The organism is Aeromonas sp. QDB25 (assembly GCF_027707725.1).
Taxonomy (GTDB): Bacteria; Pseudomonadota; Gammaproteobacteria; order Enterobacterales; family Aeromonadaceae; genus Aeromonas; species Aeromonas caviae.
Genome location: NZ_JAPCIZ010000015.1, coordinates 67,590 through 78,135 on the forward strand (window position 1 = coordinate 67,590; position 10,546 = coordinate 78,135).

The following is a 10,546-nucleotide window of genomic DNA, read 5'->3' on the forward strand; positions in this document are numbered from 1 at the left end:
TTGAACGAAGCTTTAGTGCCATCTATTCAAGTGATTGATTTAAACTTATTTTCCTGTTCAATAGCAGGCAGGATGGGGAAGAGAGCGCGGAGCAAGTCGAGGGGGACGGGTTGACGAAACCCGCCGGATGCGGGGTGTCCGACAAGGGGTGTCGCGACGAGCCGGACCCTGCTGCCAGCCCAAGGCCGCCAGGGGAGATCCGGCGTGGCGGGGTCGGTGGTGGCATTTTGTTCGCCCCTTGCCCGGATTGTGCGCAGTTTGGCTCCTTACACACGGCTGGCTCCTTGCAGGGCCGAAGCGATCCCCGCACCGGGGGTGGCAGAGCGGCACGCAAAGGGGCCCCGAGCGTGGGATTTCGGCGTCGCGATTATGCTAGGATGAGCGGCACTCGCCCGGGATGAGTCTCGGTATCGTACTAAATAACACAATCTTTAAATCATGTTATTCGGGGAAACTGACGTTTGACAGGATGCTATCCTACTTTTCTCACCGGGAGCACTTCATCCGGGCGATCCCGTCGCCCCGGGCCCGGTCTCTTGCTGCTCGCCCTCGCCCTCGCTCTCTGGCTGATGGCGATGCCCGCCATGGCGGCCAAGTTGACCTACCAGATCAAGGGGGTCAGGGGAGAGCAGAAAGACAACGTCGAGGCCTACCTCAACGCCCTGCCCGTCTACCAGGAACGCCAGTACCGCCCCGCCCGCGCCAAGATCACCGAGAGCGTACAGAAGGCGCTGCAGGTCTATGGCTACTACCAGCCCAAGATCACCCTGAACCGCGACAAGAAGGCGCCCGCCAAGGTGGTGATCGAGATTGAGCGGGGGGAACCCGTGATCATCTCGCGCCTCGACATCCTGCTGGAAGGGGATGCGGGGAGCGACGAGGTGTACAGCGAGCTGCTGGACAAGCTGCCCCTCAAGGAGGGAGATCCCCTCAACCACGGCAAATATGAATCCATCAAGGCGGATCTCGGCAGTCTGGGGCTGGCCCGCGGCTATTTTGACGCCAAGATCAGCAAGAGCCAGGTCAAGGTTTTCCCGGAACAGGGCAAGGCGGAGATCTACATCCTGTTTCGCTCCGGCCCGCGCTACCATTTCGGCGAGATCCGCTATGACGCGACGCCGGAGGCACTGCACCTTATTCGCCCGCTCATCAACATCAAGAGCGGCGACCCCTATCTGGCGATCCGTCTGGCGGGGATGTCCCAGGATGTCTCTTCCACCAAGCTGTTCAAGCAGGTGGACATCAAACCCCTGATCAGCCAGGCCGAGGGCAACCGGGTGCCGGTGCAGGTGACCCTCTCCAACCGGGTCGATCACGAGATTGAGACCGGTATCGGTTATGCCACGGACGTGGGGCCGCGCCTGAGTGCCACCTGGGAGAAACCCTGGGTGAACCGCTATGGTCACCGCCTCTCCAGCACCGCCAAGATCTCGGCGCCGGAAGCGGAGCTCAGCTTCGACTACCAGATCCCGGTGGGCAACCCGCTACGGGATTACTACTCCCTGCAGGCGGGCTATCAATACACCGACAACAACGACACCCGCTCCGATCTGGCCACCTTCGGGGTGCACCGCTGGACACGCCGACCGGAGAGCTGGGACAGAGACGTCTTTGTGCGCCTGGAGAACGAGCGCTACGTCCAGGGTCAGGACGAGGGGAACAGCCTGCTGCTGATCCCCGGCGTCTCCTGGTCACGGCTGCGGGTGCGCGGCGGTCTGGTGCCGGATTGGGGGGATCGCCAGCAACTGACGATGGAGTTCTCGAGCCCCTACTGGGGGTCCGATATCAGCTTCATGCGGGTGTGGGGGCGCAGCAAGTGGCTGCGCACCCTGGGCGAAGATCACCGTTTCCTGATGCGGGCCGAACAGGGGGCCATCGTCGGGGATGATTTCTCCCTGGTCCCCCCCTCCCTGCGCTTCTTCACCGGCGGCGATCAGACGGTCCGGGGTTACGGTTACGAGACCATTTCGCCACGGGGGGACGATGGCAAGCTGACCGGCGGGCGCTACGCAAGCGTCGGCAGCCTGGAGTACAACTACCGCTTCAGCGAGAAGTGGCTCGGCGCCCTGTTCGTGGACGCCGGGACCGCCACCGTCGACTACAGCGAGGCCTGGAAGATAGGCACCGGGGTCGGGGTGCGCTGGGTCACCCCCATCGGTCAGGTCAGGCTCGATCTGGCGGTGGGCATCTCCGAGGAGGACAAGCCGCTGCGGCTGCACTTCGCGCTGGGGCCGGAACTATGACCCGGCAACCAGGCGCACATCCTCTTCTTTCTCTTTTCTGGCCGCTGCGGCTGCTTTCCTTGCAGGGGTCTGCATCGTGATCTGGGTAAAACGCATTTTCTTGTGGCTCATGGGCCTCTTCTTCCTGCTGCTCATCGGCGTCAGCCTGCTGGGCTTCACCCATCAGGGCAACAAGTGGCTGTGGCAACAGGCCAGAGCCGCGCTGCCCTCCCTCAAGGGGGAGCTGGTGGCGGGGCAACTCGGGTATGGCTGGACCTTCGAAGGGGTTGGCTGGCGGGACGAGCTGGTGGATGTCACCGTGGAGCGGGCCGTGCTGGACTGGGATCTGGGCAAGCTCCTGCAGGGCAAGCTCTGGATCAAGTCTCTGGCGGTGACTCGCCCCGTTGTCCGGGTGGCGGAGTCCGAGCCGGTGCCGGAAGAGCCGTCGGAGCCCTTCGTCTGGCATCCGTTGCCGCTCAAAATCCAGGTCGACAGCCTCAAGGTTGCCGATCTCGATGTGGCGGTGCCCGGCGTGACGATCACCCTCAAGGATCTGGACATTGGCGCCGCCCTGGATCGCGCCGGGCTCATCGTGCGCGGCCCCGTGCTCGATGGCCTGAACGTGGTGGTGGCACCGTCCCCGGCGGAGGCGGCCAGTGACAAGGGCGCCAAACCGGCGGATGAGAAAAGCGCCACCCTGGCGGCCGGCGAGGGCAAGGCTGCCCCCGGTGACAAGATGCAGGCCGCAAGCAAGCCCGAGCCCATGGTGCTGCCGGCGGTGCGACTGCCTTTCCCCATCCAGCTGGAGGGGCTGAAAGCCACGGCGTTCCGTTATCAGCAAGGTGAGCTGGTGGAGGGGCTAGACAACCTCTTGCTGTCGGCCACCGCCGAGGAGGAGCGCATCGACATCCGGGAGCTCTCCTTGCGCCATGCCATGGCGGATCTGACCTTGAGTGGTCAGGTGCGCCTGCACGAGGATTACCCCCTCGCCCTGACTCTGGATGCCAAGGCGCGTCAAGGGCTGCTGGACGGGGAGCTCAAGGGGGAGCAGGTCAATCTCGTCCTGGACGGTTCTGTGGGCAAGCTTGGGCTGGCACTCAAGGCCAAGGGGCCGGTGGGCGCCAATCTCAAAGGATCCCTCGCGGCCCTCGACCCGGATCTGCCCTTCGATCTGGCGCTGGACTGGAAGAGCCTCTCCTGGCCCCTGCACAAGCCCGCCAAGGATGAGCCCAGCTATCGGCTGGACAAGGGCACCCTGAGCGCCAAGGGCAAGCTCTCCGGTTACCAGTTTGCGCTCAACACCGCCGGCAAGGGGACCGATGTGCCCCCCTTCAAGGTGGCGCTCTCGGGCAAGGGGGATCTCAACCAGCTGAGCCGCATCGAGCTGCTGCTGGGGGCCCTCAAGGGGGAGCTCAAGGTCGACGGCAAGCTGGCCTGGAGCAAGGGGGTCCAGTGGCAGGGGACGACCGAATTCAAGGGGATCAACCCGGCGGAGCTGGTGCCCGAGATCAAGGGGGTACTGGCGGGCAAGATCACCAGTCGCTTCGATCTGGATGAGGCGGGCCACTGGCAGCTGGCCCTGCCCGAGCTCAAGGTGGATGGCAAGCTCAACCAGTATCCCCTGGCCTTGCAGGGCAGGCTCAGCGGCAACGACAAGATGGAGTGGACCATCCCGGCCCTGGCGCTGCAAAGCGGCCCAAACCGGCTGCAGGCCAAAGGCTCGCTCACGACCCAGGCCTGGAAGCTGGATGCGGATCTGGATGCGCCCAAGCTTGGGGGTATCTACCCGGGTCTGGGAGGGGACATCAAGGGCCAGGTGCGCGTCACCGGCAACCAGCAGGCGCCGCGCGTGAATGCCGATCTGGTGTCGGGCCGACTCGCCTACGCGGGCACCGTCCTCAAGGAGACCGTCATCAAGGCCAACGCCCTGGTCGGGGAGAAGCCCGCCGGTGAGGTGGCGGTGACGGTGGCGAGCCTGGCGCAGGGGGAGACCAAGCTCTCGCAAATCGCCCTGAACCTGAGCGGCGATCTCGAGCGCCACGGGCTCACCTTGACCATGAAGGGGGATCCCCTGGCGGCAGACCTCAGCCTGAATGGCAGCCTGCGCGGTGACCACTGGCGTGGCGCCCTTGCCGAGCTGAAGCTCAAGACCCCCCTCAAGCGCTGGGCGCTGACCGCCCCCTGGTCTCTGGACCTGGATCTGCCGAAACAGCAGTTGACCATGGGGGATCTCTGCCTCGCGTCCCAGAAGGCCAGTCTCTGCGTCAAGGGGAGCCGGATAGCCCAGTCCCAGGGCAATCTGGAATTTGCCCTGAACGAATTTGATCTCAAGCGGCTGCGCCCCTGGTTGCCGGACAATTTCCGCTGGCAGGCGGTGCTGTCGGCCGACGGGCGCGCCAGCTGGCGCGGCAACCAGCCGACCCTGCACGCCACCGTGCTCACCACGCCTGGGACCTTCGTCGCCGACGAACTCAAGACCGACTACCAGCGCCTCGAGCTCGGGATCGATTTCGAGCGCCAGCAGGCCGCCATCCGGGTCGATTTCGCTTCCGAGCAGATCGGCAACATCGACACCGATCTGCTGATCCGGGATCCCGCTGGCCGCGGCAACCTCGGCGGTCAACTCAGGTTTGACGATCTGAAGCTGGCGACCTTTGCGCCTCTCATTCCCGAAGTGCGCTCCCTGCAAGGGGTCATCTCGGCGGATGCCCGCTTCGACGGTACCCTGGCTGCCCCCCTGCTGTATGGCGAGCTGAACCTGAAGGAGGGGGAGGTTCAGACCCACTCCGACATGGTGACCCTCTCCAAGCTGGTGACCCGCCTCAAGATAGAAGGCAACCGGGCCGAACTCGACGGCTCCATGATGGTGGGCAAGGGCCCCCTGGTGCTGGGGGGCTGGCTGAGCTGGGCCCAGCAGCCGGTGACCGGCAGCCTCACCATTCAGGGCAAGGAGCTGGAGGCCCAGTACCCGGGCATGGGCCGGGTCAGGGTGACCCCTGACATCGCCATCTCTCTCGGGGAGGAGACCAGGGTGACCGGTCAGGTGGACATCCCCTGGTCGCGCATCCTGGTCAAGAGCCTGCCAGACAGCGCGGTAGCGGTCTCCGATGACGTCACCGTCATCTACGACGATCTGCCGCCGGTCCCCAAGGCGGCACCGCTGCCCATGGAGATCAGGCTCGCCATCCGGCTCGGGGACGACGTCCGCCTCGAAGCCATGGGACTCAAGACCAAGGTGGGAGGGGCCCTCAACATTCGCCAGGATCCCTCCAAGCCGCTCTCGGGCAACGGGCAACTGGAGCTCAGGGACGGGCGCTTCAAGGCCTATGGCCAGAACCTCATCATCAAGGAGGGGCGGATCCTCTTCTCCGGCCCCATCGATCAGCCCTATCTCAACATCGAGACCTATCGGGATCCGGATACCATCGAGGACAACGTGACCGTCGGGGTGCGGGTGACGGGGCTGGCTGCCAAGCCGAAGATCACCGTCTATTCCGAGCCGCAGATGGCGCAGTCCGAACAGCTCTCCTATCTGTTGCGGGGCAAGGGATTGCAGACCAGCGGCGAGGATGGCGGCTTCAACGGCCTGCTGGTGGCGGGGGCCGTGAGCCAGGCGAGCGGCGTGGTCTCCAGCATCGGGGAGTCCCTCGGCATGAGCGACGTGGCCCTCGATACCGCAGGCAGTGGTGATGACACCCAGGTGACCCTGTCGGCCTACCTGCTGCCCGGCTTGCAGTTCCAGTACGGGGTCGGGGTGTTCAGCCCCATCGCCGAATTCAAGCTGCGCTACGAGCTGATGCCAAGGCTCTATCTGCAGGCCATGAGCGGGGTGGCCCAGGCGGTGGATATCTTCTATCGCTTCACCCTGTAAGGGGGCGCGGATGACAAGACAGATACCTGGGGGGACGCTTATCCCCCTCTGCCCGACCTGCTGATGACAGCTGTCGCCAGCAGGTTCGGGGTGAGAGCGTGCATATATTGACGGGAGGCCTGGCCTCCCGTTATTTTTGTAGAAGAAGGGGATTTGTGGAAGGCAGAAAAGCGAAAACCCGGCACAAGGCCGGGTTCTCTGAAAGATGGTGGAGGGAGAAGGATTCGAACCTTCGAAGGCAGAGCCGTCAGATTTACAGTCTGATCCCTTTGGCCGCTCGGGAACCCCTCCACGGGGCATGACCTGATTGTGCGCACTTGAATGGTGGAGGGAGAAGGATTCGAACCTTCGAAGGCAGAGCCGTCAGATTTACAGTCTGATCCCTTTGGCCGCTCGGGAACCCCTCCCCAAGTGCGAGGCGCATACTAACAGATCTGTCGCGCTTGTGAACCCCTCTGCCGGGATTTTTAATGCTTAAAGGATCGGGTTGATGGCCGATAAGCAATGAAACCTTCATTTCCAAGATTTATCTCATGCTGCCCAGTGCGATTCGTGACCGCTTGCTCGTGGATGAGGCCCAGTTGGGCCAACGGCTCAACCAGGATCTCCGTGCGGGGGACCGTGCCGACTTCAGGCTGCATCTGGCGCTGCTGACTGATGCAGTGGAAGAGCAGCCCTGGTTTGATGCCCCGCCCAAGCCTGCGTCGGGTGAGCTGGATTGGCGCTCCCGTTTCGGTCTGATGCCCCGGGCATCCCTGCAAGGCGGGGTGGAAGAGAGCGATGCCACCAGCCTCAACGAGCGTCTGCAACAGGGCGGGTGCATGACGGATGTGAGACTCTGGCTGGCGCTGCGCTCCCCGCCACTGGTGAGCCGAACGCCCGCGCTGGATCCCGCGGTGTACGACAACCTCTCGGCACTGGGTCGCGAGCGCTGGCAGGCCCGACCTATGGGCGCTGACCCCAGGGAGGAGGCTCCGCTGATGATGCTGCCGCTGCTCGATGAGCTTGCGCAAGGGGTGGATGCCAGGCTGCGCTGGCTGGGGTGACGGTACGGTAGAATGCAAAAAGGCGGGATAACCCGCCTTTTGCTTTATGAATGGTGAACCTTGTCAGGCGTCTGCTTCGTCCGGTTGGGGCACTTCCTTGCCGGCGGCACGACGGGCGATGGGTTTTTCCGTGTGACGGTTGAGCTGGCGTTCCAGCTTCTGGCCCAGGTCCGTGATGGCGGCATAGATATCCTCGTGCTCTGCTTGCGCAAACAGTTTGCCGTTGGGAATGCCGATAGTGGCTTCGACGATATACATCAAACGCTCTTTGGAGATGATCACATGGGGTGTGATAAGAGGCACCTGAAGACGCTCGAGCTTTTCAAAACGGGATTCAATGCGCTCGCGGATGGCTGGGGTGATGTCGATGATTTTACTGGTCATTTCGATTTTCATAATGGCCCCCTTCGGGTCGTCTTGCTTGTGTCTTCACCTCCAGATTACCCATGTCGCCAAATCAAAATGTGATCTGTGTCACGAAAAATGCCCTTGGGAATCCCGCTGTCCATAAATTGTGAGCTTTTCCCGTTTCATGCCAAAAACCGCTTGAGCTCAGTGAAACAGGCAGGCAGTATCAGCAAATAGGATCGTTTCTGTCCCCCCTCGGCAGCGCCTTGTGTCGACCCGATGTTTGGTTTTTGCCGCATAGTCTCGAATTTTCTCCACCCACATCGCCTCATCGCATCGCAACATCATTGCCATGCGCCGGTGGAGATATGCGCGCAAACGGATATGCTTTTCTGCAGGAGTCGGGGTGGATAACGTGGTTGTAGTGGTTGGAGTCGTAGATGAAGCAGCAAGCCACCCAGATGATGTGGTTTTATGATCGGCAGCATGGGCAATGGAGCCTGTCTGATCATGTCTCTTGTGAACCCTGGGCAGGGGAGGAAGCCCACCCCTGGGCCACCCAACTTGAGCGGGAAGATGAAGCGGGTTTCGCCGATTTTCTTGCAAGACTCCACGATTCCGGCCAGCCTGGCCAGTTCATCGGTCACCTGCGCGATGAGGACGGCAAGGTACACCACGCGCTCTGGTACGGTCAGTATGTGCCTGCACAGGGGCTCTGTTGTGGCTGGCTTGCCCCCCTCGAAATGATGCATCGCGAGATGGATCGCGCCGACTCCCCTGCAGGCGTGACACCGCCGCTTCCCATGTTGCAGGCCCCCTTGCTGGCCAAGCTGGCGCAGGCGCTCTCCGCCAAGACGGGGCTCGATTTTTGCCAGACCCTGGTCAACGAACTGGCCCATATCCTGGGAGCCACTGCCGTCTGGCTGACGGAGCGGGTCGGTCTCGACAGGCTGAGAGTGCTGGCGAGCCACGGCATCGACGTCAAGGAGTATGCCCTCTGTGACATGCCCTGCCAGCAACTCTATCGCCAGGGGCCCTCCAGCTCGGTCCCCGTGAGTGAACCCCTGACCGAGTATCCCGACCTGCCCCCGGGCCAGCACTATTACGCCCAGCCGCTGCTCGATCGCAACGGTCAGATCCTGGGCCATCTCGCCCTGCTGTTCCCGAGCCAGACCCGGACCACGGATCTGGACTCCGTCCTGACCATCTTCTCGGTGCGCATGGTGGCCGAGCTGGAGCGCCTGCAGAGCGACGCCCTGATGCGGCTGTCTGCGGTGGCCTTTGAAACTCACGAAGGGATCATCATCACGGATCCCGAGTTCAAGATCCTGCGGGTCAATTACGCCTTCAGCCAGATCACCGGCTTTGACAACCAGGGGGTGATTGGTCTGCACCTTGGCAACGATCTCTGGTCGGGGCTGGGAGGGCTGGGTTACGAGCTCAACGCCCTGGATCGCTGGCAGGGGGAAACCCTGCGCCTGCACGCCGACGGTCACGCCTATCCCCAGTGGGAGATCGTCACGCCGGTGCAGGATGAGAAGGGGGGGATCAGCCACTATGTCATCTTCTTCGAGGATATTTCCGAGCGCAAGGCGGCGGAGCGCCGCATCCAGGATCTCGCCTTCTATGACGAGCTGACAGGCCTGCCCAATCGTCGTCAGCTGCACGAAACCCTGACCCAGGCGTTCACCGATGCAAATCGCAGTCACCTCATAGGGGCCCTGCTGTTCATCGATCTCGACCACTTCAAGACCATCAATGATTCCCTGGGTCACGCCACCGGCGACTGGCTGCTCAAGGAGGTGGCCAGCCGTCTCAAGCGGCTGGTGCGCCAGGGGGATTGTTTGGCCCGTCTCGGCGGCGACGAGTTCGTGTTGTTGCTGCCAGCGCTCTCCATCAGCCCGCCCCAGGCGGAGATGCAGGCTGACCTCATAGCGGAGCGGCTGATCGGGGAGATCGCCGCCCCCTATGATTTCAGAGGCCAGGTGCTGCACATCGGCGCCAGTGTCGGCATCACCCTCTTCCCCGGTCGGGAGCAGGAGGCGGGGGATCTGCTCAAGCAGGCTGACACCGCCATGTATCAGGCGAAATCGGCGGGCCGCAAGACCCGGCGCTTCTTCGATGCCTCCATGCAGTTGCAGGCCGACCGGCGTCTGCACATTCACAACGAGCTGCGCAGTGCCCTCGACAATGGGGAACTGACTCTCCACTACCAGCCCCAGCACATGGTGGCGGGGGGGGAGATCATTGGTGTCGAGGCACTGATCCGCTGGCAACCCCCCGGGCGTGCTCTAGTGTCGCCTGCCGAGTTCATCCCCATTGCCGAGGAAACGGATCTCATTGTCGACATCGGCAACTGGGTATTGCACGAAGCCTGTACCCAGTACGTCTCCTGGGAGGAGAGCGGGATCCACGTCCCCCAGCTGTCGGTCAACGTGAGTGCCAAACAGTTCCATGCTCCCGACTTTGTCGATCGCATTCACGACGTGCTGGCGGCCACCGGCATGGATCCCGCCTGCCTGAACCTGGAGATCACCGAGTCGGTGGTGCTGGGTCATGCGGAAGACACCATCAGCAAGATGGCGGAGCTCAAGACCCTGGGCATCAGCTTTGCCATCGATGACTTCGGGGCGGGATACTCTTCCCTGAGCTACCTCAAGCGGCTGCCGACGGACGAGCTCAAGATCGACCGCTCTTTCATCCAGGACATTCCCAAGGATGGTGACAACATGGCCATCGTCGAGGCCGTGATCGCCATGGCCCGCCACATGGGGTTCAACGTGACGGCGGAGGGGGTGGAGTCCCGCCAGCAGCTGGAGTTTCTGCAGGCACAGGGCTGCCATTTCTTCCAGGGATACCTCGCCTCCAAGCCGCTCCCTGTTCCCTACCTTGAACGCTATGTCAGCCGTCAGGTACGCGGTGATCGCCCCGTCTGCACCGATAAAAATAGGTTCATCGCGGCTTTCCGGGGAAGGCCGCCTTGATTTTCAGAAAAAAGTATTCTGAGTCCCTAAATCCATATGCCATGCGCTTTATCACTTTGATCTTGTTGTTCACCC

Annotated in this window: 6 protein-coding genes and 2 tRNA genes; 4 read left to right on the forward strand and 4 right to left on the reverse strand. The window is 62.6% G+C overall.

Annotated elements, in window-relative coordinates:
• Nucleotides 1-461 precede the first annotated feature (461 nt).
• Both tamA and tamB read left to right on the forward strand, forming a co-directional pair.
• Complete coding sequence (gene tamA, locus PG883_RS07695; protein ID WP_223924475.1) at nt 462-2,243, forward strand: autotransporter assembly complex protein TamA; 1,782 nt, start codon at nt 462-464, stop codon at nt 2,241-2,243.
• A gap of 76 nt (nt 2,244-2,319) precedes the next feature.
• Nucleotides 2,320-6,093, forward strand: a complete 3,774-nt coding sequence (gene tamB / locus PG883_RS07700; RefSeq protein ID WP_223924476.1) for an autotransporter assembly complex protein TamB — start codon at nt 2,320-2,322, stop codon at nt 6,091-6,093.
• Between the two features lie 206 nt (nt 6,094-6,299).
• Here the strand turns inward: tamB and PG883_RS07705 are convergent.
• Together PG883_RS07705 and PG883_RS07710 are read right to left on the reverse strand one after the other, a co-directional pair.
• Nucleotides 6,300-6,384 (reverse strand) — tRNA-Tyr (locus PG883_RS07705).
• 31 nt (nt 6,385-6,415) lie between these two features.
• Nucleotides 6,416-6,500: transfer RNA gene (locus tag PG883_RS07710), tRNA-Tyr, on the reverse strand.
• A 126-nt stretch (nt 6,501-6,626) separates the two neighbouring features.
• Between PG883_RS07710 and PG883_RS07715 the strand changes: the two genes are divergently transcribed.
• Nucleotides 6,627-7,139, forward strand: coding sequence for a VC2046/SO_2500 family protein (locus PG883_RS07715; RefSeq protein ID WP_041215524.1), 513 nt, complete (start codon nt 6,627-6,629; stop codon nt 7,137-7,139).
• Between the two features lie 63 nt (nt 7,140-7,202).
• Here PG883_RS07715 and hpf read toward each other — a convergent pair whose 3' ends face one another.
• Nucleotides 7,203-7,535 (reverse strand): ribosome hibernation-promoting factor, HPF/YfiA family, encoded by a 333-nt coding sequence (gene hpf, locus PG883_RS07720; protein WP_223924477.1) that lies wholly within the window; start codon nt 7,533-7,535, stop codon nt 7,203-7,205.
• Nucleotides 7,536-7,927: 392 nt separating this feature from the next.
• Here hpf and PG883_RS07725 point away from each other — a divergent pair, with 392 nt between their 5' ends.
• Entirely contained in the window at nt 7,928-10,471 is a 2,544-nt protein-coding gene (locus PG883_RS07725; protein WP_223953084.1) for a putative bifunctional diguanylate cyclase/phosphodiesterase, read from the forward strand.
• Here PG883_RS07725 and PG883_RS07730 read toward each other — a convergent pair.
• A partial coding sequence (locus PG883_RS07730; protein ID WP_201872345.1) for a transposase occupies nt 10,440-10,546 on the reverse strand: 107 nt, incomplete at its 5' end. The genes PG883_RS07725 and PG883_RS07730 overlap by 32 nt on opposite strands.

Bases quoted from the DNA above. Each gene is read 5' to 3' on its own strand.
- PG883_RS07715 (WP_041215524.1), top strand. From the start codon at position 6,627: ATGCTGCCCAGTGCGATTCGTGACCGCTTGCTCGTGGATGAGGCCCAG.
- PG883_RS07725 (WP_223953084.1), top strand. From the start codon at position 7,928: ATGAAGCAGCAAGCCACCCAGATGATGTGGTTTTATGATCGGCAGCAT.
- hpf (WP_223924477.1), bottom strand. From the start codon at position 7,535: ATGAAAATCGAAATGACCAGTAAAATCATCGACATCACCCCAGCCATC.